The organism is Pseudarthrobacter siccitolerans (assembly GCF_001046895.1).
Classification (GTDB): Bacteria; Actinomycetota; Actinomycetes; order Actinomycetales; family Micrococcaceae; genus Arthrobacter; species Arthrobacter siccitolerans.
The window spans coordinates 23236-44578 of sequence record NZ_CAQI01000040.1; the positions used below are offsets into that span (position 1 = coordinate 23236).

The 21343-nt window shown below is 65.9% G+C and carries 21 protein-coding genes, 1 tRNA gene and 1 other RNA gene; 12 read left to right on the plus strand and 11 right to left on the minus strand.

The window, feature by feature from the left end:
* Nucleotides 1–110 precede the first annotated feature (110 nt).
* Nucleotides 111–1547 carry an NADP-dependent phosphogluconate dehydrogenase gene (gene gndA, locus ARTSIC4J27_RS08435; protein ID WP_050054760.1) on the plus strand — a complete coding sequence of 479 codons (1437 nt, stop codon included), beginning with the start codon at nucleotides 111–113 and terminating at the stop codon, nucleotides 1545–1547.
* A 149-nt stretch (nucleotides 1548–1696) separates the two neighbouring features.
* Here the strand turns inward: gndA and epsC are convergent, their stop codons facing one another.
* From epsC to msrA, 3 genes are all read right to left on the minus strand, one after another.
* The gene (gene epsC, locus ARTSIC4J27_RS08440; RefSeq protein WP_050054761.1) at nucleotides 1697–2281 is read right to left on the minus strand and encodes a serine O-acetyltransferase EpsC; all 585 of its coding nucleotides are present in this window, start codon (nucleotides 2279–2281) and stop codon (nucleotides 1697–1699) included.
* A 40-nt stretch (nucleotides 2282–2321) separates the two neighbouring features.
* Nucleotides 2322–3257, minus strand: coding sequence for a cysteine synthase A (cysK, locus tag ARTSIC4J27_RS08445; RefSeq protein ID WP_050054762.1), 936 nt, complete (start codon nucleotides 3255–3257; stop codon nucleotides 2322–2324).
* A gap of 65 nt (nucleotides 3258–3322) precedes the next feature.
* The gene (gene msrA, locus ARTSIC4J27_RS08450) at nucleotides 3323–3847 is read right to left on the minus strand and encodes a peptide-methionine (S)-S-oxide reductase MsrA (RefSeq protein ID WP_050054763.1); all 525 of its coding nucleotides are present in this window, start codon (nucleotides 3845–3847) and stop codon (nucleotides 3323–3325) included.
* Nucleotides 3848–3957: 110 nt separating this feature from the next.
* Between msrA and ARTSIC4J27_RS08455 the strand changes: the two genes are divergently transcribed.
* Nucleotides 3958–4887, plus strand: coding sequence for a Nif3-like dinuclear metal center hexameric protein (locus ARTSIC4J27_RS08455; protein ID WP_050054764.1), 930 nt, complete (start codon nucleotides 3958–3960; stop codon nucleotides 4885–4887).
* Between the two features lie 106 nt (nucleotides 4888–4993).
* Nucleotides 4994–5731, plus strand: coding sequence for a zinc ribbon domain-containing protein (locus ARTSIC4J27_RS08460; RefSeq protein WP_050054765.1), 738 nt, complete (start codon nucleotides 4994–4996; stop codon nucleotides 5729–5731).
* A 21-nt stretch (nucleotides 5732–5752) separates the two neighbouring features.
* Here ARTSIC4J27_RS08460 and ARTSIC4J27_RS08465 read toward each other — a convergent pair whose 3' ends face one another.
* Nucleotides 5753–6517: a YaaA family protein gene (locus tag ARTSIC4J27_RS08465; protein WP_050054766.1), complete on the minus strand. Its 765-nt coding sequence runs from the start codon at nucleotides 6515–6517 to the stop codon at nucleotides 5753–5755.
* A 56-nt stretch (nucleotides 6518–6573) separates the two neighbouring features.
* On the opposite strand from ARTSIC4J27_RS08465, the gene rnpB reads away from it, so the two are divergent.
* The 5 genes from rnpB to ARTSIC4J27_RS08485 all read left to right on the plus strand — a co-directional run bounded on the left by rnpB (nucleotide 6574) and on the right by ARTSIC4J27_RS08485 (nucleotide 10524).
* An RNA gene (gene rnpB / locus ARTSIC4J27_RS08800) (RNase P RNA component class A) lies at nucleotides 6574–6965 on the plus strand.
* A 45-nt stretch (nucleotides 6966–7010) separates the two neighbouring features.
* Nucleotides 7011–7553 (plus strand): TspO/MBR family protein, encoded by a 543-nt coding sequence (locus tag ARTSIC4J27_RS08470; protein ID WP_050054767.1) that lies wholly within the window; start codon nucleotides 7011–7013, stop codon nucleotides 7551–7553.
* Between the two features lie 252 nt (nucleotides 7554–7805).
* The gene (locus ARTSIC4J27_RS08475; protein ID WP_083435377.1) at nucleotides 7806–9284 is read left to right on the plus strand and encodes a glyceraldehyde-3-phosphate dehydrogenase; all 1479 of its coding nucleotides are present in this window, start codon (nucleotides 7806–7808) and stop codon (nucleotides 9282–9284) included.
* A 120-nt stretch (nucleotides 9285–9404) separates the two neighbouring features.
* A complete protein-coding gene (locus ARTSIC4J27_RS08480) occupies nucleotides 9405–9614 on the plus strand; it encodes a hypothetical protein (RefSeq protein WP_050054769.1) in 210 nt (69 codons plus the stop codon).
* Nucleotides 9615–9726: 112 nt separating this feature from the next.
* Nucleotides 9727–10524, plus strand: coding sequence for an HNH endonuclease family protein (locus tag ARTSIC4J27_RS08485; protein ID WP_050054770.1), 798 nt, complete (start codon nucleotides 9727–9729; stop codon nucleotides 10522–10524).
* A 69-nt stretch (nucleotides 10525–10593) separates the two neighbouring features.
* Here ARTSIC4J27_RS08485 and def read toward each other — a convergent pair whose 3' ends face one another.
* From def to orn, 3 genes are all read right to left on the minus strand, one after another.
* Complete coding sequence (def, locus tag ARTSIC4J27_RS08490) at nucleotides 10594–11166, minus strand: peptide deformylase (protein WP_050054771.1); 573 nt, start codon at nucleotides 11164–11166, stop codon at nucleotides 10594–10596.
* Nucleotides 11167–11258: 92 nt separating this feature from the next.
* Nucleotides 11259–11331, minus strand: a tRNA-His gene (locus ARTSIC4J27_RS08495).
* A 129-nt stretch (nucleotides 11332–11460) separates the two neighbouring features.
* On the minus strand, nucleotides 11461–12090 hold the full coding sequence (gene orn, locus ARTSIC4J27_RS08500; protein WP_083435378.1) for an oligoribonuclease: 630 nt from the start codon (nucleotides 12088–12090) through the stop codon (nucleotides 11461–11463).
* A gap of 153 nt (nucleotides 12091–12243) precedes the next feature.
* Between orn and mptB the strand changes: the two genes are divergently transcribed.
* Nucleotides 12244–13800, plus strand: a complete 1557-nt coding sequence (gene mptB / locus ARTSIC4J27_RS08505) for a polyprenol phosphomannose-dependent alpha 1,6 mannosyltransferase MptB (protein ID WP_200900772.1) — start codon at nucleotides 12244–12246, stop codon at nucleotides 13798–13800.
* Here the strand turns inward: mptB and ARTSIC4J27_RS08510 are convergent.
* Genes ARTSIC4J27_RS08510 through ARTSIC4J27_RS08520 form a run of 3 tightly spaced genes read right to left on the minus strand, consistent with a single transcriptional unit; the run spans nucleotide 13793 to nucleotide 16387 of the window.
* The gene (locus ARTSIC4J27_RS08510; RefSeq protein ID WP_050054773.1) at nucleotides 13793–14476 is read right to left on the minus strand and encodes a DNA alkylation repair protein; all 684 of its coding nucleotides are present in this window, start codon (nucleotides 14474–14476) and stop codon (nucleotides 13793–13795) included. The genes mptB and ARTSIC4J27_RS08510 overlap by 8 nt on opposite strands.
* Before the next feature lie 40 nt (nucleotides 14477–14516).
* On the minus strand, nucleotides 14517–15230 hold the full coding sequence (locus ARTSIC4J27_RS08515; RefSeq protein ID WP_050054826.1) for an alpha/beta hydrolase: 714 nt from the start codon (nucleotides 15228–15230) through the stop codon (nucleotides 14517–14519).
* Between the two features lie 23 nt (nucleotides 15231–15253).
* On the minus strand, nucleotides 15254–16387 hold the full coding sequence (locus ARTSIC4J27_RS08520) for a LacI family DNA-binding transcriptional regulator (protein ID WP_050054774.1): 1134 nt from the start codon (nucleotides 16385–16387) through the stop codon (nucleotides 15254–15256).
* A 172-nt stretch (nucleotides 16388–16559) separates the two neighbouring features.
* Between ARTSIC4J27_RS08520 and ARTSIC4J27_RS08525 the strand changes: the two genes are divergently transcribed.
* From ARTSIC4J27_RS08525 to ARTSIC4J27_RS08535, 3 genes are read left to right on the plus strand one after another with little or no spacing between them, the layout of a single operon-like run.
* Entirely contained in the window at nucleotides 16560–17729 is a 1170-nt protein-coding gene (locus tag ARTSIC4J27_RS08525; RefSeq protein ID WP_050054775.1) for a Gfo/Idh/MocA family protein, read from the plus strand.
* Nucleotides 17729–18943, plus strand: coding sequence for a dihydrodipicolinate synthase family protein (locus ARTSIC4J27_RS08530; protein WP_050054776.1), 1215 nt, complete (start codon nucleotides 17729–17731; stop codon nucleotides 18941–18943). The genes ARTSIC4J27_RS08525 and ARTSIC4J27_RS08530 overlap by 1 nt, the downstream gene beginning before the upstream one ends.
* Nucleotides 18944–18945: 2 nt before the next feature.
* Nucleotides 18946–19797: a sugar phosphate isomerase/epimerase family protein gene (locus ARTSIC4J27_RS08535; protein WP_050054777.1), complete on the plus strand. Its 852-nt coding sequence runs from the start codon at nucleotides 18946–18948 to the stop codon at nucleotides 19795–19797.
* A 127-nt stretch (nucleotides 19798–19924) separates the two neighbouring features.
* On the opposite strand, the gene xylB is transcribed toward ARTSIC4J27_RS08535, so the two are convergent.
* Nucleotides 19925–21343: a xylulokinase gene (gene xylB, locus ARTSIC4J27_RS08540; RefSeq protein ID WP_050054778.1), complete on the minus strand. Its 1419-nt coding sequence runs from the start codon at nucleotides 21341–21343 to the stop codon at nucleotides 19925–19927.

Consider the following 21343-nt stretch of genomic DNA (forward strand, 5'->3'; position numbering starts at 1 on the left):
TTTTTGTGACCGCGCGAATATATATGCTTTATTCAGACCCCCGGTCTGCAACTGTGCTTCCGCCAAGGGAGCCCCTGCACATCCATCGCACAGTATGAATTGGAGTTTTGATGTCTGCACACATCGGTGTCACCGGCCTTGCGGTCATGGGTGCCAACCTGGCCCGCAACCTCGCACGGAACGGCTTCACGGTCGCACTGCACAACCGGTCCGTGGAGAAAACAGACGCCCTGCTCGAACGGTACGGCTCCGAGGGCGACTTCGTCCGGACCGAAAGCCTGCAGGAGCTCGTGGACTCGCTGGAGAAGCCCCGCCGTGTGCTGATCATGGTCAAGGCCGGCAAGCCCGTTGACTCCGTCATCGAACAGCTGGAGCCGCTGCTGGAAGCCGGTGACATCATCATCGACGCCGGCAACTCCCACTACGAGGACACCCGCCGCCGCGAAGCCGCGCTGGCCAAGAAGGACCTGCACTTCGTAGGCGTCGGCGTATCCGGCGGCGAGGAAGGCGCCCTGAACGGCCCGTCGATCATGCCCGGCGGTTCCAAGGAGTCCTACAAGGCCCTCGGCCCGCTGCTGGAAAAGATCTCCGCCAAAGTGGACGGCGAACCGTGCTGCGCCTGGGTGGGAACCGACGGCGCCGGCCACTTCGTCAAGATGGTGCACAACGGCATCGAATACGCCGACATGCAGGTCATCGGCGAAGCCTTCGACCTGCTGCGCTCCGGTGCAGGCATCGAGCCGGCTGAGCAGTCCAAGATCTTCTCCGAGTGGAACAAGGGCGAACTGTCCTCCTTCCTGATAGAAATCTCCGCCGAGGTCCTGGGCCACGTTGACGCCAAGACCGGCAAGCCCTTCGTCGACGTCGTGGTGGACGCCGCGGGCCAGAAGGGAACCGGCCGGTGGACGGTCATCTCCGCACTGGAACTGGGCTCTCCTGTCTCCGGCATCGCCGAATCCGTGTTCGCCCGCGCCCTGTCTTCCCAGGCGGGCCAGCGCAAGCTCGGCCAGGAACTGCTGGCCGGCAACGAAGCATCCGTGGAAATCCCGGAGACCTTCGTGGAAGACGTCCGGCAGGCACTGTACGCCTCCAAGCTGGTCTCCTACGCCCAGGGCCTGGACATGCTCACCTCCGCCGCAAAGGAATACGGCTGGGACCTGAAGCTGGACGAGATCGCTTCCCTGTGGCGCGCCGGCTGCATCATCCGCGCCGAACTGCTCAAGGACATCACCAAGGCCTACGCTGCTGACGAGAAGCCCGCGAACCTGCTGTTCGCCCCGGCCTTCACCAAGGCCATCGCCGACGCACTGCCCGCCTGGCGCCGTGTTGTTGCCACCGCCGTCCAGCTGGGCATTCCCGTTCCGGTGTTCTCCTCGTCGCTGGCCTACTACGACGGCCTGCGCCGCAAGCGCGTTGCCGCCGCCCTGATCCAGGGCCAGCGCGACCTGTTCGGCGCCCACACCTACGGCCGCGTTGACGCCGAGGGCACGTTCCACACCCTTTGGGGCGAGGACAAGTCCGAAATCGAAGCAGTGGACACACACTAACGTCCAGCCGCATCAGCGAACGGCCGGCAGTTCCCGGGATTCTTTCGGGAACTGCCGGCCGTTTTCTCTGCGCGTGTACGCAAAAGGCCCGGGACCGCTGCCGCATTGGCAGCAGTCCCGGGCCTTTTACCGGGTAGACCGGGTTAGGCCTAGATGCGGTACTCGATGTCGTACTCCGCCGGGTCCACCGCGGGCTTGGTTTCCCGCTGTGCGTCCCGGTGGCGCCACTTGGCAGGGATACCGGTCACGATCGATTCGGGCGGCGCGTCCTTGACCACCACGGCGTTGGCGCCCACTGCACTGTCGCGGCCGATCGTGATCGGGCCCAGGATCTTGGCACCGGCACCGATGGTCACCCGGTCCTCGATGGTGGGGTGCCGTTTGATCTTGGCCAGCGAACGGCCTCCCAGCGTGACGCCGTGGTAGATCATCACGTCCTCGCCGATCTCCGCAGTCTCACCGATCACCACACCCATGCCGTGGTCGATAAAGAACCTGCGGCCGATGGTGGCACCTGGATGGATCTCAATACCGGTCCAGGAGCGGCCCAGCTGGGACAGGAGGCGGGCCGGGAACCGGAGGGACGGATTCTGCCACAGGCGGTGCGTCAGCCGGTGGATCCAGATGGCATGGAGGCCGGAATAAGCGAAAAAGTTCTCAAAAGAACCTCGCGCCGCCGGGTCGTGGGACCGGGCGGCGTCGAGGTCTTCCTTCAGTCTTGCGAAAAAGCCCACGAAGTTCTTTCTACAGGAAACGGGCGGTGGGCGGCTCTAATCAGCCGCGGATGTCGTCATACAGCACCGTGGAGATGTAACGCTCGCCAAAGTCGCAGACCACTGCAACGATCAGCTTGCCGGCGTTCTCGGGGCGCTTGGCCAGTTCCAGGGCGCCCCAGACGATGGCGCCGGAGGAGATGCCGCCCAGGATGCCTTCCTTGACGCCGAGCTCGCGGGCGACGCGGACCGAGTCCTCGAGGGTGGCGTCCAGGACTTCGTCGTAGACGTTGGTGTCCAGGATTTCGGGCACAAAGTTGGCGCCGATGCCCTGGATCTTGTGCGGGCCGGGAGCGCCGCCGTTGAGGATGGCGGAGTCCTTGGGTTCGATCGCAACGATCTGCACGCCGGGCTTGCGTTCCTTCAGGACCTGGCCGACGCCGGTGACGGTTCCGCCGGTGCCGATGCCCGCGACGAAGATGTCCACCTGGCCTTCGGTGTCGGCCCAGATTTCCTCGGCCGTGGTGGTGCGGTGGATTTCCGGGTTGGCCTCGTTGGCGAACTGCTGGGCCCAGATGGAGTTCTCGGTGTTGGCCACAATTTCCTGGGCCTTATCGACGGCGCCGCGCATGCCCTCGGAACCCGGGGTCAGCACAATCTCTGCACCAAAGGCACGCAGCATGACACGGCGCTCTGTGGACATGGTCTCCGGCATGGTGAGGATGACCTTGTAGCCGCGGGCAGCGCCAACCATGGCCAGGGCGATGCCCGTGTTTCCGGAGGTGCCTTCCACGATGGTGCCGCCGGGCTTCAGGGCGCCGGACTTCTCCGCCGCGTCCACGATGGCCACACCGATGCGGTCCTTCACGCTGTTAGCCGGGTTGTAGAACTCGAGCTTGACGGCAACGGTGGCATCCAGCCCTTCGCTGAGCCGGTTGAGCTTGACCAGCGGGGTGCCGCCGACGAGCTGCGTCACGTCGTCATAAATCCGTGCCATGTAGATACGCCTATCTGGTTAGGGGTGAATACTGAGGTCAGCCTAACGAGGCCGCGTAACACCCGCTAAGCGTTAAGCCATGCAGAGTAATATTTCCTTGCCTTCGCCAGCTTGGGGTTGATGATCACCTGGCAGTATCCCTGCTCAGGATGTTTGGCGTAGTAGTTCTGGTGGAACTCCTCGGCAACGTAAAACCGGGAGAGCCGGCTGACCTCAGTGACGATGGGATTCGCCCACAAAGCCTGATTCCGGTCGATGGCTTCCTCGAACAGGATCTTCTCTTCCGTGGTTTCGTAGAACATGGACGAACGGTACTGCGTCCCCACGTCGTACCCCTGGCGGTTGAGGGTGGTGGGGTCATGCAGGGCGAAGAACATGTCCAGGATCACCTCCGCTGGAATGATGTCCTCGTCGAACGTCACTGCCACCACTTCGGCATGTCCGGTGGTGCCGTTGCAGACCGAGTAGTAGTCCGGGTTCGGATCGTGGCCCCCCGTGTAGCCGGATACGACGGAGCTGACGCCCCTGGTCTTCTGGTAGACGGCGTCAAGGCACCAGAAGCAGCCTCCGCCTAGAACAAAAGTTTTCATGACCTCTTCAATGGTTGGCGGCACCGGATGATTCCCCGGCCATCCCGCAGGTATGCGTCAAAGGCGGAGCCCGGACGGTGTGATGGGGTAAAACTAAGACTATGGAACCTGTGGACACTGACGTTACCGGCCAGGAGAAACGCGACGGCGAAAAGCACGACGGCGGCGCCCCTTCCGGCGGGGAGGCAGTGGTTGAGCAGCCCCAGGCTCCCACCTTGGCTGAACTGCTCCTGGCAGTGGAGGAATTGTGGCCGGAGTCCCTGGCGGAAAACTGGGACGAGGTGGGCCTGGTGGCAGGGCACCCCGCCGCGCCGGTCACGCGCGTCATGTTTGCCGTGGATCCCACCCTGGAAGTCATCGACGAGGCCGTGGCATGGGGTGCAGAGCTCCTGATCACCCACCATCCGCTGCTGCTGAAGGGTGTCACCACGGTGGCCGCCACCACCCCCAAAGGCCGCGCCGTCCACCGGCTCATCGAGTCCGGCACCGCACTGCTGACCATCCACACCAACGGTGATTCCGCCGTCGGGGGTGTTTCCGATGTCCTCGCCGACGCCTTGGGCCTGCAGAACGTGGCCCCGCTCACCGTTGCCGCCAACGGCCTGCCGGAGGAAGGGATCGGCCGTGTGGGGGACCTGGCGGATGCCATGACCCTGGGTGATTTCGCGGCCCGGGTCTTTGGGATCCTGCCCTCGGTGGCCGGGGGAGTGCGCGTTTCAGGTGACAAGGACGGCCTGGTGCGGCGGATTGCCGTGTGCGGCGGTGCCGGGGATTCATTGTTCAACGAGGTGCGCGCCAGCAATGCGGACGTTTACGTCACCGCTGACCTGCGCCACCACCCGGCGTCGGAGGCCCGCGAGGCTGCACTGAACGGCAGGCCCTATCTGGTGGACGTCTCGCATTTCGCCAGCGAGTGGCTGTGGCTGCCGGCCGCGGCGGCAGCCCTGGGCAACGTGCTCGCTGACCAGGGACATGAGGTGGAGATCCAGGTCAGCACCACCAACAGTGATCCCTGGGACTTCATCCTGACTCCCGGCTGAGCATGGACCGGGTGAGCGGCGCGGGCGGTGCGGGCCAGGCGCTAGAGTCTAGGAAGCGCCGGTACGGTGCCCGGCTCCGGCCGGAAGGGATCAATCGGAGGTAACAGTGGCGAAGGCAGCACCGGCGGAACAGTTGAAGTTGCTTGAGCTGCAGGCGCTGGACGCCCGGCTCAAGTCGCTTTCAAACCGCCGCCGCACACTGGAGAACGATCCCCGGATCAAGGATCTCGAAGCCGCCCTTTCCGTGGCCAACGGTGAGCTGGGCGCCGCCAAGGTGGCTGTGCACGACGCCGAGGCCGAACTGAAGCGCGCCGAGGCGGACGTGGAACAGGTTGCCTCCCGCATCGAAAGGGACGAGGCCAGGCTGAACAGCGGCACGGGCCTGTCCAAGGACCTCGTTGCCCTGCAGAAGGACATTGCCTCCCTCAACAAACGCCGCTCGGACCTTGAGGACGTGGAACTCGAAGTCCTCGAGCGGCTCGACTCTCTGCGCGCCAAGCAGGCGGCACAGCAGGCAATCGTGGACGACATCCAGGGGTCGTTCGGCGGCATCCGGGCTGAACTCGATGCCGAGCTGGCTGAGGTGGAGGCGGAAGCTGCCGGCCTGCGCACCCGTCGGGCCGAATTCGCGGCCGGGATCGACGCGGGAATGCTCGCCGTTTACGAAAAGACCCTGGCCAAGCGTGGTGTTGGCGCGGCCCGTCTCTTCCACGGCACGTCCGAGGCTTCGGGAATGAAGCTGAGCCCCGGTGATCTCGCCGAGATCAAGGCCGCGGCTTCCGACGACATTGTGTTCTGCCCGGACTCCGGCGCCATCCTGGTCCGTTCGGAGGAGTGGGCCTGACCCAACTGATTAGCGGGGGAGTCAGCCCGGCAGGATGATGTTCAGCGCGTGTGGTTTCCGTGCCGAACCCTCCACCAGTTCGGCCTCCCACTTTTCGCGGGCTGCCTTCAGGAGGTCCGACGGCGTCGCGGGCGCCTTGCCCCGCCGCACCAGCAGGTGCCGGGCCAGTTCGCCCCGGGTGTGCTTGGCGAAGTGGCTGACCACCTTCCGGACTCCGCCGACCTCGGTGAAGACATTGACCATGACCGTCTGTGCCGCCGGGGGAGCCCACGCCGCTGCATAGGTACTGGACCGGCAGTCCACCAGCAGTTGTCCGGCGGCGGACTCCGCCAGCGCCTCGGAGAGCTGCGGTTTCCAGAACGAGGCGAGGCGGCCGACGTCGGGCAGGGCGGTGCCCATGGACAGGCGGTAGGCGGGCACACTGTCGCCAAAGCGGATGGCGCCCCACAATGCGGAAATCACCAGTACCGCTTCGTCGGCCTTGCGCCGCTGCGCCGCAGTGAGTGTTTTGTAGCCCAGGGCGTCGTACAGCACACCGGAGTAGATGCGGTGGGCGGGAGCCGCCGGTTCCGCGTGGAGCCGGGTGTTGCGCTCGACGTCGTCCTTCAATGACGCTCCGACACCCAGCAAGGCGAGGGCGTCATCATGTGCGCTCACCGTACCGAGCGCGTCCAGCACTTTGGCGCGGTAAGTGTTCAGTTGCGGGAAGCTGAGGGAAGGCCAGTCGACGGCGGATCCGCGGACCGCCGGTGTCTTGCCTTCGGAAGGGGGAAGCAGAATCAGCACCGTCCGATCCTACCGGCGCAGGGAAAGCACCCCGTCGCCGGTAGACTGGAACCGGATGGGTTGACCAGGCGGCCGCGCGTCACGAAAGTGGCTCGAGGAACGTCCGGGCTCCATAGAGCAGGGTGGTGGGTAACGCCCACTCGGGGTAACCCGCAGGCCAGTGCCACAGAAAACAGACCGCCTGGGTCGCGCCGGTTTGAAAGCGGCACGAAACAGGTAAGGGTGAAACGGTGGTGTAAGAGACCACCAGCTTCCCGGGTGACCGGGAAGGCTAGGTAAACCCCACCCGGAGCAAGGCCAGACAGGGCACGTTCGAGGGCTGCTCGCCCGAGTGTCCGGGTAGGCCGCTGGAGGGCGCCGGCAACGGCGTTCGTAGATGGATGGCCGCTACTCCCGCACCGGCAACGGAGCGGGAGCACAGAACCCGGCGTATCGGTCAACCCATCCACTTAGTCCGGTTTGACCTTGGAAGCTGTGTTGGGGATGCTGAACCGTGCCCGCGAATACTGATGGACAATACGCCTCCGGAGCCACCGGACGGCCCGGCCCTTCAACCGGCAGGCAAGTGCTGGCGCTGGCCGGGTTCCTGGCACTCTCCTTTGCTGTCTGCATGCTCGCTTCCGTCCCGATCATCCTGCACTCCAACGGCTGGTTCGCCAGTTCAACGAAGGCGCCATGGATGCCTGCCGGATGGATGTTCCGTACTGTGTGGATCGGACTGTATGCCTTCATCGCCCTGTCCGGATGGCTGGTGTGGCGCAAGGGAGCCCTGGCCGGCCGCCTCCGGCGGTCCTATGGACTGCAGTTGCTGCTGAACCTGGCCTGGCCGTTTATGTTCTTCGCCATGTACCCCATGCTCGGTTCCGCTGCCCTGTGGCTCGCCTTCGCCGTCATCTGTGCCCTGGCATGTGTCCTGGCACTGCTGGTTGTGGATGCCGGCCCGGTCCAGACCTGGGCGGGGCTGCTGGTGCTGCCTTACCTGTCGTGGGTCGTTTTCTCCGCAAGCCTCAACCTTTATTCGGCCCTCCACAACTAAGCGGGACACCTCGAGTCCTGTGTGAGTGATTTCACGCGGCTCGAGCCGCCCGCGGGCAGTCTGCCAAATTAGAATGAATACCGGACGCAGGAGTTCTTCCGCCGAAAGTTGCGTTTGCAGCCGGCGGTTTTCTTTTGCACATGATCCAGGCACCTGGGGAACAACCCGCAGGTGCCGGCGCCCCTGGACACCATCAGGTGGCCGACATCCGTGTACGAGGACGTACGCGGCTGAACCGAGGAAGGTATTTCTGTGAGCCAGACGTCAGATTCTTGTCTTGATACGTGGATGGGCCGCGAGGCCCTCGCCGAGGCCATGATTCCGGTGATCGGCCGGCTGTACCGCGAAAACAACGTGGTCACCAGCATCCACGGCCGCAGCCTGATCAATAAGTCCACCATGAACATCCTCAAGGCGCACCGCTTCGCGCGCAGGATGAGCAAGGACGAGCTGCGGCTGGAGGAAACCGCTCCGCTCCTGAACACCCTGGCGGGGCTGGAGCTCGGTGCGGCGGCGATCGACATCGCCCGGCTGAACCAGAAGTTCAAGGAAGAGGGCGGCGACGCCACCCTGGAGGAGTTCCTCCGCGAAGAGCTGGCTGAGATTGTGGGCAAGCGCGGCGGCGACGACCGCACCAGCACCGACGTTGTGCTCTATGGCTTCGGCCGCATCGGACGCCTCCTGGCCCGCCTCCTGATCGAAAAGGCGGGCGGCGGCCACGGCCTGCGGCTGCGCGCCATCGTGGTTCGCAGGGGCTCGGACAACGACCTGTCCAAGCGCGCCAGCCTGCTGCGCCGCGACTCGGTCCACGGCTCCTTCGAAGGCACCATCCGCGTGGACGAAGCAGCCAACACCATCACCGCCAACGGCGTCCAGGTCCAGGTCATCTACTCTGACAACCCCGCCACCATCGACTACACCGCCTACGGCATCAACAACGCGCTCGTGGTGGACAACACCGGCCGCTGGCGCGACGCCGAAGGCCTGTCCCAGCACCTGCAGAGCAAGGGTGTGGCGCGGGTGCTGCTGACCGCCCCGGGCAAGGGCGAACTGAAGAACATCGTCCACGGCATCAACCACCGCACCATCGAGGACACGGACCAGATTGTGTCCGCAGCCTCCTGCACCACGAATGCCATCACCCCGGTCCTGAAGGCCATCAACGACAAGTTCGGCGTGGTCCACGGCCATGTCGAGACCGTCCACTCCTTCACCAACGACCAGAACCTGATCGACAACTTCCACAAGGGCGACCGGCGCGGACGCTCGGCCGCGCTGAACATGGTGATCACCGAGACCGGCGCAGCCAAGGCCGTGGCCAAAGCCCTGCCCGAACTGCTGGGCAAGCTCACCGGCAGCTCCATCCGCGTCCCCACCCCGGACGTTTCGCTGGCCATCCTGAACCTGAGCCTGGAAAACGGAACCACCAAGGACGAGGTCAACGAATACCTGCGGGAGATGTCGCTGCACTCGGACCTGCGCAAGCAGATCGACTACATCGACTCGCCCGAGGTTGTTTCCACGGACTTCGTCGGTTCCCGCCGCGCCGGAATCGTGGATGGACTGGCCACCATCTCGAACGAGAAGAACCTCGTGCTCTACGTCTGGTACGACAACGAGTTCGGCTACAGCTGCCAGGTGGTCCGCGTGATGGAGGAGATGGCCGGGGTCAACCCGCCCTCCTTCCCCGCCAAGGAAACGGCCTCAGCCCTGGCGGCAATCGCCGTCTAGGCACAGCTGCCCGGGCCGCCAGGGATTTCCCGGCTGATTCGCTGGAATCAGCCGGGAAACCCCAGGGATTTCCCGGCTGATTCGCTGGAATCAGCCGGGAAACGGGACCACACTGGTGCCATGGATAAAGAATCGACGCTTGAGCACGAAACCACCCTGGAACACGCCCTGGACGTGGCCAAGGCCAACCACAAGGAAGCCGTACGGCTGCTGGAGGGGGCCCGCGCCGGGCATGCCACGGGCGACGTCAGCGCGGACCGGGTGCGGCAGCTTGAGGGTCTCCTGGCCATTGCCGAGGAGGACCTCCGGCGGGTGATGCGGGAGCAGTAACCGGCGGGTCTGAACCTGCACCCGTCCTCCACAGTGTGGATATCTGCAGGGACGGCCGGCGGGTGTCCTAGGCTCTTCTGGTGCATGAGAGTACCGGAGGGGCAGAATCCCCATGACCGTGAGCTGGTTCGCCTACCGGCGTGCGCGCCGTCGTTCCCGGCAGGCCTGGGCAGTCCTCGCCCTGGCCGCGGTCTCAGCCCTCGCAGCCCTGCTCTGGTTCTTTACCGCCGGCCAGTTCGCCGTAGCGGAGCCGGCCGCGTCCGGGCCCACCGAGGCGCCGGTCTTTGATCCGGCCTGGATGAAGCCGGTAGTGCCGGTACATGCCGTTCCCGAAGGTACTGCACTCTCGGCGCTGGACGGCCTTGCTGTCAAAGGGCGCGCCGCCAAGGACACGTACAACCGTGAAGCGTTCGGCCAGGCCTGGCAGGACGTTGACCGGAACGGCTGCGATACCCGCAATGACATCCTGCGGCGCGACCTGGCAGCCGTGGTCTTCGTTGACGGCTCCATGTGCCGGGTGGCGGCAGGCTCCTTCCAGGAACCCTACACAGGGCAGTTCGTGGACTTCCGGCGCGGCTCCGGGAGCAGCCGTGCGGTCCAGATTGACCACGTGGTCGCTTTGGGGGACGCGTGGCAAAAGGGCGCCCAAGGGCTGACGGCCGCCCAGCGGCAGAGCCTGGCCAACGATCCGCTGAACCTCATCGCCGCCGACGGCCCGGCGAACCAGCAGAAGAGCGCAGGCGACGCCGCCACCTGGCTGCCGAAAAACAGCTCGATCCGCTGCCATTATGTGGCACGCCAGATCTCCGTCAAGGCAGCCTACAGGCTCTGGGTCACGGAAGCGGAGAAGGAAGCAATGAAACGCGTCCTCGGATCCTGCCCCGGGCAGCGGACAGTGTCAGCCCGCTAGGCCCGGGCAGCATTCCTGACCGTCCCCCAGGGTGGGCAAAGGCAGCAAGGCGGCCTCCCGCCGTCGTGCCTAGTGCCCGAAGGGGTCCGGGTCCACACCCGGCATCCACGTGAGGCCGGGAACTCCCCAGCCGCTCTTCTTGGCTTGCTTCAGCGCCTTGCGCGCATAGCGGTCTATGAGGCGGTTGACGTACAGCTTCCCGTCCAGGTGGTCATACTCGTGCTGGATGACCCGGGCGAACCAGCCCGTGGCCTCAAATTTCACCGGCTGGCCGAAGCCGTCAAAACCCTCAACGCGCGCCCATTCGGCCCGCTTGAGCGGGTACACCGGGCCGGGGAAGGACAGGCAGCCTTCTTCTTCCTCGTCCGGATCAGGGACGGCGCCGGAGATCTTCGACAACGTCAGGACAGGGTTCACCAGCACACCGGTGGGGGGCGCGCCGTCGTCATTGGCGTACTTGTACACGAAGATCCTCTTGCCGACGCCCACCTGCGGGGCGGCAAGGCCCACGCCGTTGGCGGCGTCATTGGTTTCGAACATGTCCGCAATCAGGGTCCGCAGTTCGTCGTCGAAGACTTCAACTTCGGCTGCCCTGCGGTGAAGTACGGGCTCTCCCCAGACGGTGATTGGCAGAACAGTCATCTCGCGGTCCTCCGGCGGTTCCAGTGCAGAAGCAATTGATGCAAAACAAAGGAGGCCGCACCGGATATCCGGTACGGCCTCCTTACTGTGAGGGTGAGCTACGGGGGTTGAACCCGCGACCTCCTGGACCACAACCAGGCGCTCTGCCAACTGAGCTAAGCCCACCATGTGCCCTGCAGATTTACCGGCCAACCGGCTCTCTGGAAAGGCAACTCAAATAGCTTACCTGCTCTTCAGGGGTGCTTCGTCCACTTTTGCCCATTTCACCGAAATTTCCGGCAAACGTGGCGCAGATTACGCTTCTTCATGCTGCCCGCCCGCGGAACCGGTGATGCGCTTGGCAATCCGCTGGGCGGTGGCGCTGTCCGGACCGGGTGTTGGCACAAAGACCGCTTCGCGGTAGTAGCGCAGTTCGTCAATGGAATCCTTGATGTCCCCCAGGGCACGGTGGCCGCCCTTTTTGGCCGGCGACTGGAAGTAGGCCCTGGCGAACCAGCGGCGGGACAGTTCCTTGATGGTGCTGACGTCGATCACGCGGTAGTGCAGGTGCTCCACCACGGCCGGCATATCGCGGGACAGGAAGACGCGGTCCGTTCCCACCGAGTTGCCGCCCAGCGGCGCCTTGCGGGGATCCGGCACCCATTTGGAGATGTATTCCATCACCGCATCCTCGGCTTCCGCCATGGTGATGCCGTGGGGCAGTTCCTTGAGCAGGCCGGATTTGGTGTGCATGTCCCGGACGAAGTCGTTCATCTGGGCCAGGGCGGCATCATCCGGTTTGATCACGACGTCCACGCCGTCGCCGAGGATGTTCAGTTCCGAGTCGGTGACCAGTGCGGCAACCTCGATCAGGGCATCGTTTTTGATGTCCAGGCCGGTCATTTCGCAGTCGATCCAGACGATTCGTTCGTTAGATATAGGCACCGGACCAGCCTACCGTTACACCTCCCCAGTGCCTGCCGGTGCTAGGATTTCGGTACGCGGCGGGACCACTTGCTGTCGTTGTAACCCGCCTGTGCCGGCCATGCAGCCCGCCGGGCAGAATCGCGCAAACGCAAAAGATTGGACCATCCTGAGATGACGGCGCCTGTGCCTGCAGCGGGGGAGCTGGCGGCCGCGGAATCTGCTGCGGCGGACGGGGCCGACGTCGATAATCCCCGCTCTCCGCTCCTCGCCGGATTCGTGGGCTCGCTGTTCATGATGATCGGGTCGCTGGGAGTGGGCTGGCTGGCCCCCGTTTCCGAACTCCGCAGGATGCCGCTGTTCATCTGGATGCGGGCCGAAGCCGCCGGTGTTGCGCTGTCCATCGTCCTGCTGGCGGTGGGCGGAATGCTCCTGGTCCGGGCGTGGCTGCGGCTTGGCCAGCGCATCCGGGTCTGGGGCAACCAGGCGCGGGAGGCGACACTGATGGCTGTGGTGGCCTGGGGGCTTCCCATGATGTTCAGCGTCCCGCTGTTCAGCAGGGACGTGTACGCCTATATCGGGCAGGGTCGCCTGATGGTGGAGGGCTTCAACCCCTACGAGAACGGCATCTCGGCCCTTTCCAACTACTTCCAGCTGGGCGCGGACAAAATGTGGACCGAAGCCCCGGTTCCCTACGGCCAGCTGTTCCTGTGGATTGAACAGTTTGTGGTCTGGTCTACCAACGTCCAGCCTGAAGCCAGCGTGATGCTGTTCAGGTTGGTTGCGCTGGCCGGCGTGGTGCTGTGCGTGATCTATGTACCCAAACTCGCTGAGCTGCACGGAGTAAACCCGAACCGCGCCCTGTGGCTGACGGCGGCCAACCCGCTGTTCCTGACGAATTTCATCGCCAGCGTCCACAACGATGCCCTGATGATCGGGCTGGCCCTGGCCGGCCTCTACTATTCCGCCACACGCCGCGTGGTCCGCGGCATTGTCCTGGTGACGCTGTCCATCGCCGTCAAGCCCATCACCATCGTTTTCCTGCCGTTCATCGGACTCCTGTGGGCGGGCAAAAATGCAGGCTGGCTGCGGAAGTTCGCCTTCTGGGGGCTGACGGCAGGCCTGAGCCTGGGGATCCTGGTGCTGATGAGCCTGGTGAACGGGTTCGGCTTTGGCTGGATCAACGGCCTGTCCGCCCCGGGCAGCATCTACATCTGGTATGCGCCGGTGGGACTGATCGGGATGGTGGTGGCCTCGCTGGCCAATGCGTTCGGGCTGGACGGGCTGGTCCTCGCGGACTGGGTGTTCGACGCCGGGAAGCTGCTGGCGGTGGGCGTGGTCGCCTGGCAGATTTTCCGGGGAGAGCACGACCGCCTGATCCGGCGCCTCACCCTTGCGTTTGCCGCGATCGTGGTGCTCGCACCCATGATCCAGTCCTGGTACGTGGTGTGGCTTATTCCGCTGTTCGCCGTCACCGGCATCCGGAACGACTGGCAGGTCAAGGCCCTCTACTTTGTGGTCTCGTTCTTTATGATCTACGCCATTTCCGACCAGCTGGAAGTCTTCCCCTACCTTCAGACGGCGGACCTCGGGCTGGCGCTTGCCCTGGCCCGGGTTGCCGCTGCCGTCACCGGGCTGCTGTTCGGCCTCTACCTCATCTTCTGGGATCCCCGCACCCGGACCCTCTTCCGGAAGACCGGCGATCCGGTTCTCGAACGGCCGGTCATTTAGCCAGGTTCTTCAGCGCCTCACGCCGGGACAGCGGGCTGAGGCTTCCCTCGTGTCCGGCCACAAAGTCCGCCACCCACTCCGGTGCGGTCTTGGCGTATTCCCGCAGCGCCCAGCCGATCGCCTTCCGGATGAAAAATTCAGGGTCCGCCAGGTTCGCTTCGATAACGCGACGGAGGAGTTCGGGATCGGTACCGGCCTTGGCTTTGAGCTGCGCTGTGAGGGAGGCGCGCCTGATCCAGAAGTCGGGATCTGTGCTCCAGCCCAGAATAACGGCCGTCATTTCCGGCCGGTGGGCCTGCAACAGGGCACAGATCCGGCCGGCCACGCCGTCCGCAAAATCCCACCACGCGCCCTGGCGGATGATTTCCTCGTAGACCGGGAGCATCTGCAGATCCGCGGCCACCAGCCTGCCCGCGGTCAGGTCGATGGCGGCATACCGCTCCTCCCGGAATCCGGCGCTTCGCCACAATTCCAGGACCGTTGCCCGGAGCTGGTCCGCGGAAGCGAGCGGGTAGTGGCGAGCAGCCGCAGCGGTCAGCCGGCGCACGTCCGGCACGCGGACACCGAGCGAGGGCATGGCGGATTTCATGTATGCCTGCGCGCCGGCGGCGCGTACGGGATCAGCCTGGCCGCGGAGTTCGCTGCGGATGAGGTCAACGAGCTCGCGGTTCACCATCCTGCAACTCTAGCCACGGCGCCGTTCCGGATGAGGCGGGTTAGGACGCTGTCCAGCCTGCGCGGTCCAGCCAGCCGGCGCAGAGGGCGGGCCACTGGTCCGCTCCGGGTTGCTCGTCCGCCAGGCCCAGTCCGTGGCGGCCCTCGGGGAAGACGTGCAGTTCGGCGGGCACCCCGGCGTTGAGCAGGGCCGCGGTGTAGCCCAGGCTATGGCTGACGGGCACAGCAGCATCATCTGCTGTGTGCCAGACGAACGCGCTCGGGGTTTCGGTGGTGACCTGCAGCTCGGCGGACAGTTCGGTGAGGAGGTCTGCCGGCGGCGACTCGCCCAGGAGGTTGTCCACGGAGCCCTGGTGCACAGCGTGGGTATAGGACACCACCGGATAGCAGAGCACCGTCAGGTCCGGGACTGCCGCCGGGACGTCCAGTTCGGCGCTGCCGGTGGCTACTGCGGTGGACAGCGTCGCCGCGAGGTGCCCGCCGGCGGAAAACCCGAGCACGCCCACCCGCCGGGGGTCTACCGGCAGCCCGTGGGAACCGCTCCTGATCCGGAGCATTGCCTGCTTGGCATCCTCGAGCGGCGCCGGATGCCGGTCCGGGGCAACGCGGTAACGCAGGACGAAGGCGTGGATGCCCAGCCCTGCAAGCCATTCGGCTACCGGCTCCGCCTCGTGGTCTGCCTGGCGGCCGTAGCCGCCGCCTGGGAGGACCAGGACGGCCGGCCGGTCTCCGGATCCGCCCGCCCGGGCGGCCATCGCAGTCAGCTGCAGGGCCACGGTCACGCGGCCGTTTCCGTGCTGCGCCGGAGCGTGACTTCGCCGGTGATCGGCTGCTGCTCCCCGCCGTCGTGCCCTGAGTGTCCGGAACCGGCACCGTCCTCGCCGGTACTGTCCTCACGGGGACCGGCCGCGCCGGAAGCCGTGGCCCGGGTGGCCTGGCGTCCGATCTCTTCCAGGGGCAGGCGCACGGTGGACAGCGCGGGACGGAAATCGCGGAGGGTCTCGATGTCGTCAAAGCCGGCGATGGTGGCATCACGCGGGATCCGGAGTCCCTGCGAACGGAGGGCGGCCGTGGCGCCGATGGCCATCACGTCATTCACGGCAAAGATGCAGATCTTGCTGCCGGCAGCTCCATCGCCGGGCTGTGCCTGCCGGGCCTTAATCCTGTCAGCCAGCTTGAGGCCGGCTTCGTAGCCGCCGGCACGGTTGAAGGCAGTGCGGAAGATTTCCGCCGGTTTGCGGCCGGCGGCTGCCAGGCCTTCCTGGAAACCGCGGATCCGGTCGTCGGAGGTGAAGAGTCCCTCCGGTCCGCCGATGATCACAAAATCACCGTCCCAGCCCGAGGCGAGCTTGCCCGCCAGCGCTGCTGCGAGCTCCTGGTTCGGTACGGCCAGCACGTGGTAGCCCTCCGGTGCTGTCGCGCCCACCACCGGATGGCCCACCACCGCTACCCGGCCGCCGTTCCGGCAGTACCGGTCCAGTTCAGCCGCCAGTTCTGCGTTGCCTTCCTGGTTTTCCGGCTGCGAGGAGCGGGAGCCTGCAATCACGATTGAGTCAGCACGGCGCGCGGCGAAAGCCGCAACTGCTTCCTTCTCCTCAGCCGGGGCTCCGCCCGTGGTGGCGAGCAGCACCATCTTCCGCTGCTCACGCGCGGCCTCCTGGACGCCGCGGGCGATGGCGGCGAAGTAGGGGTCGGCGATGTCGTGGACGATCAGTCCGATCAGCCCGGAGCTGGACTTGGCAAGGCCCTGGGCCTGCGCGTTGGGAATGTATCCCAGCGAGTCCGCAGCCTGGCGGACCCGGTCCGCAATGTCCTGCCCGGGCTTTCGCGCGGAACCATTGAGGACCCGGCTGGCGGTGGCCGGAGACACCCCGGCCAGCCGCGCCACCTCGGTAAGGGTACTTGCAGCCACAGCGTCTCCTGATCGGCTTTGTTGGGTCGATAAGCGTCACCACATTATGGCAGTTTTAAGGCCACGCTGGAAAGCGCTTGCCAATATGTCCCGGGAGGTGCATCATTGACGTAGTGGGAATGCGCTTTCCCGATCAGCTTGAGTACAACTGCTCACTCACCGTGGAGGACTTATGGGCTTCGAAACAAAAACAATCCGCATCGCCATGAATGGCATCACCGGCCGGATGGGTTACCGCCAGCACCTGCTGCGCTCCATCCTCCCCATCCGGGACGCCGGCGGTTTCACCCTGGAGGACGGCACCCGCATCCAGGTTGAGCCCATCCTGGTGGGCCGCAACGAAGCCAAGATCCGGGAACTGGCCGAAAAGCACAAGGTCTCGGAGTGGAGCACCGACCTGGACGCCGTCATCAACGACCCCACGGTCGACGTCGTTTTCGACGCCTCCATGACCAGCCTCCGCGCCGCCACCCTCAAGAAGGCCATGCAGGCGGGCAAGCACATCTTCACCGAAAAGCCCACGGCCGAAACCCTCGAGGAAGCCATTGAGCTGGCCCGGATCGGCAAGGAAGCCGGCGTCACCGCCGGTGTTGTCCACGACAAGCTGTACCTGCCCGGCCTGGTCAAGCTCCGCCGCCTGGTGGACGAAGGCTTCTTCGGCCGCATGCTCTCCATCCGCGGCGAATTCGGCTACTGGGTCTTCGAAGGCGACATCCAGGCCGCCCAGCGCCCGTCCTGGAACTACCGCAAGGAAGACGGCGGCGGAATGACCACGGACATGTTCTGCCATTGGAACTACGTCCTCGAAGGCATTATCGGCAAGGTCAAGAGCGTCAACGCCAAGACCGCCACCCACATCCCCGCCCGCTGGGACGAGGCCGGCAAGGAGTACAAGGCCACGGCCGACGACGCCTCCTACGGTATCTTCGAGCTTGAGACCCCCGGCGGCGACGACGTCATCGGCCAGATCAACTCGTCGTGGGCCGTCCGTGTCTACCGTGATGAGCTCGTGGAATTCCAGGTGGACGGCACGCATGGCTCGGCGGTCGCCGGCCTGAACAAGTGCGTCGCCCAGCAGCGCGCCCACACCCCGAAGCCGGTCTGGAACCCGGACCTTCCGGTCACCGAGTCCTTCCGCGACCAGTGGCAGGAAGTGCCGGCCAACGCTGAGCTGGATAACGGCTTCAAGCTGCAGTGGGAAGAGTTCCTCCGCGACGTCGTGGCCGGCCGCGAACACCGCTTCGGCCTGCTGTCCGCAGCCCGCGGCGTCCAGCTTGCCGAGCTCGGCCTGCAGTCCAACGACGAACGCCGCACCATCGACATCCCGGAGATCACCCTCTAATGACCTCACTCATCCTTCCCTCCCACGACGGCGGCACCAGGGAGTACCGCCTGCAGGGCGGCACCACCTGGGCGCGCCCCGCCGCCCCGCTGACTGCCCGCCGCGCTTACGCCGCAGCCCACGTGATCCCCGAGGTCCTGGCGGACAACACCCCCGGCGCCCCCGCCCGCCTCGACTGGGATGCCACCATGGCCTACCGCCACGAGCTGTGGTCCTACGGACTGGGCGTTGCCGACGCCATGGATACCGCCCAGCGCGGCATGGGCCTTGACTGGGCAGCCACCCAGCAGCTCATCAAGCGCACCGGAGTAGAGGCCGCCTCAGTGGTTTCGTCCGGCAACGCAGCCACGGCCGGCAAGTCGGTCCGCGACCTCGTATCCTGCGGCGCCGGCACGGACCAGCTGGACATCGACTCCCTGCCCGTCGGCGAAGCCGGCCTCAAAGCCGTCCTCGAGGCATACCGTGAGCAGATCGCCGTCATCACCGAAGCCGGCCCCAAGGTCATCATCATGGCCTCGCGCGCCCTGGCCAAGGTTGCCCGCGGCCCGGAAGACTACCTGAACGTGTACTCCACCCTGCTGCAGGAGGTGGAGCAGCCGGTGATCCTGCACTGGCTGGGCACCATGTTCGATCCCGCCCTGGCCGGCTACTGGGGCTCGGACCACGTGGCAACTGCCACGGACACCTTCCTTGGCCTCATCAAGGACAACGCGGCCAAGGTGGACGGCGTCAAAGTCTCGCTGCTCGACGCCAGCCACGAGGTGGCCCTCCGCGCCGCCCTCCCCGAAGGCGTCCGCCTCTACACCGGCGACGACTTCAACTACCCCGAACTGATCGACGGCGACGGCAACCACCACTCCGACGCCCTGCTCGGCATCTTCGCGGCGATCTACCCCGCCGCGTCGGTGGCCCTGCAGAACTACGACGCCGGCAACGCCGTCAAGGCCCGCGAGATCCTCGACTCCACCCGCGAACTGGGCAAGCACATCTTCAGCGCCCCCACGTTCTACTACAAGACCGGGATTGCGTTTATGTCCTGGCTCAACGGCAAGCAGCCCGGCTTCCAGATGGTGGGCGGCCTGCACTCCGGCCGTTCGGTCTGCCACCTGGCCAAGACCTTCGAACTGGCGGACCAGGCCGGGCTCCTGCGGGACCCGGCACTGGCTGCCTTCCGGATGTCCGATTACCTGCGGATCAACGGGGTGGGCGTGTGACAATGAACTCAGAATCCTCCACTTTCTCACGTCTCTCCATCAACAGCGCCACCACCAAGAAGTGGACCCTCGCCCAGGTTGTTGAGGGCTGCGTCAACGCCGGCATTCCCTCGATCGGTCCCTGGCGGGACCGGGTGGAGGAAGCCGGCCTGGACAAGGCCGCGCGCCTGATCAAGGATGCCGGACTCCGGGTTTCCTCCTTGTGCCGCGGCGGGTTCCTCACCGCACCCGACGCCGAGGGGCAGGCGGCTGCCCTGGCCGACAACCGGGCCGCCATCCTCGAAGCCGTTGCGCTGGACACCAGGGAACTGTTCCTGGTGGTGGGAGGCCTCGCGCCGGGGGAGAAGGACGTGGTGGCAGCACGCCAGCGCGTGGCAGACCGCCTCGCGGACCTCGTTCCCTTCGCCGAGGAACACGGCGTCCGCCTGGTCCTGGAGCCGCTGCACCCGATGTACGCGGCGGACCGTGCCCTGATCTCCACCCTGGGGCAGGCGCTGGACCTTGCAGCGCCGTTCGACGCCTCCACCGTGGGCGTTGCCGTGGACACCTTCCATGTCTGGTGGGATCCCGAGCTGAAGGCACAGATCGAGCGCGCGGGCCGGGAAAACCGCATCGCCTCCTACCAGGTATGCGACTTCAATATGCCCATCGCCGCCGATCCGCTGCTGTCCCGCGGGTACATGGGCGACGGCGTGGTGGACTTCGCCACCATCGGCACTTGGGTGCGTGATGCCGGATACACCGGGGACATCGAAGTCGAAATCTTCAATCAGGGCATCTGGGACACGGACGGCAACACCGTTCTGGCCACAGTCAAGGAGCGCTACGCGGAGCTTGTCCTCCCGTTCGCCTGACCTGAAAATAGACCGCGGGCTCCTGCCATGCCTTCCCAACATGGCTGGCAGGAGCCTGCGCCCCACCGCAAAAGACCCGGACCGCGCTCGCGGTCCGGGTCTTTTCGTTTCCAGTTGTCTGCAGGTACTAGGCGGACATGCCGGCGTACCGGCGGTAACGCGCCAGCACCCCGCCGTCGTCCTTCCCGGCAGGAACGTCGACGGCGTCCAGCTCCCACTGCGGAAACTGTCCGGTGAGTGCCGCCGCGGCCTGGCGGGCTGCGCCGTCGGCCACGTATTCGCCGGGGCGGGGAACGGTGATGCTGATTCCCAGCAGCCGGGCCGCCGCCGACTGGACGGCGGAGGACTGGGCCCCGCCGCCCACGAGGATGATCCGCCGGGCCTCCACGCCTTGCTGCTGCAGGGCGGCCAGCCCGTCCGCGAGGGAGCAGACCACACCCTCGACGGCAGCAAGCGCCAGGTTCGCAGGCATGTAGTTGGCGCGGGTTATGCCATGCAGGGAACCGGTGGCGTCCGGCAGGTTCGGCGTGCGTTCGCCGTCGAAATAGGGCACGAGGGTCAGGCCCCCGGCACCGGCTTCCGCGGACAGCGCCAGCTCGTTGAACCCGGCGAGGCTGACGCCAAGCAGGGCTGCGGTGGCGTCAAAGACCCGTGTGGCATTGAGGGTGCATACCAGCGGCAGGTAATGTCCGGAAGCATCGGCAAACCCTGCCACCAGCCCAGACTGGTCGGCAGCTGGGGTGTCCGAGACGGCAAAGACCGTTCCCGACGTCCCCAGGGACATCACCACGTCCCCGACGCCGGCGCCCACACCCAGCGCCGCCGCGGCGTTGTCCCCGGCGCCGGCTGCCAGGAGGGCGCCGTCCGGAGTCTTGCCGGCAACGTCCACCGGACCAAGCACCTCGGGCAGCAGCGGAACGTGCCCGAGCGAAGACTCCAGGACGTCCGGCAGGTAAGTGCCTGCAGCCGTTGAATAGTAGCCGGTGCCGGACGCGTCGGAACGGTCGGTGGCCAGGGCCTCAAGATTGCCCGGCCCGCTCCCGGGGCCGTGTCCCGTCAGCCGCCACGTCAGCCAGTCATGCGGCAGGCACACTGCCGCCACTTTCGCCGCGTTCTCCGGCTCGTTGGCCGCGAGCCAGCGGAGCTTGGTCAGCGTCAGTGATGCCACCGGGACGGTGCCCGTGGCACCGGCCCAGTAGCGGGCACCGGCAGCAGTGTCGCCGTCGCCCGCGGACCTGATCAGGTCTTCGGCCGCGCCGGCACTTCGTGTGTCGTTCCACAGCAGGGCCGGCCGGATGACGCGGCCGTCCCGGTCCAGGCAGACCATGCCGTGCTGCTGCCCGCCCACGGAAACCGCGGCCACGTCGGACAGCCCGCCCGCCTGCTCTATCGCTTCCTGCAGAGCGGTCCACCAGTGGTCCGGGTGGACTTCAGTGCCATCCGGATGGCTGGCCCTGCCCTGGCGGACCAGTGCTCCCGTATCCGCATCGCGGATGACCACTTTGCAGGACTGGGTGGAGCTGTCGATTCCTGCTACCAGCGCCAT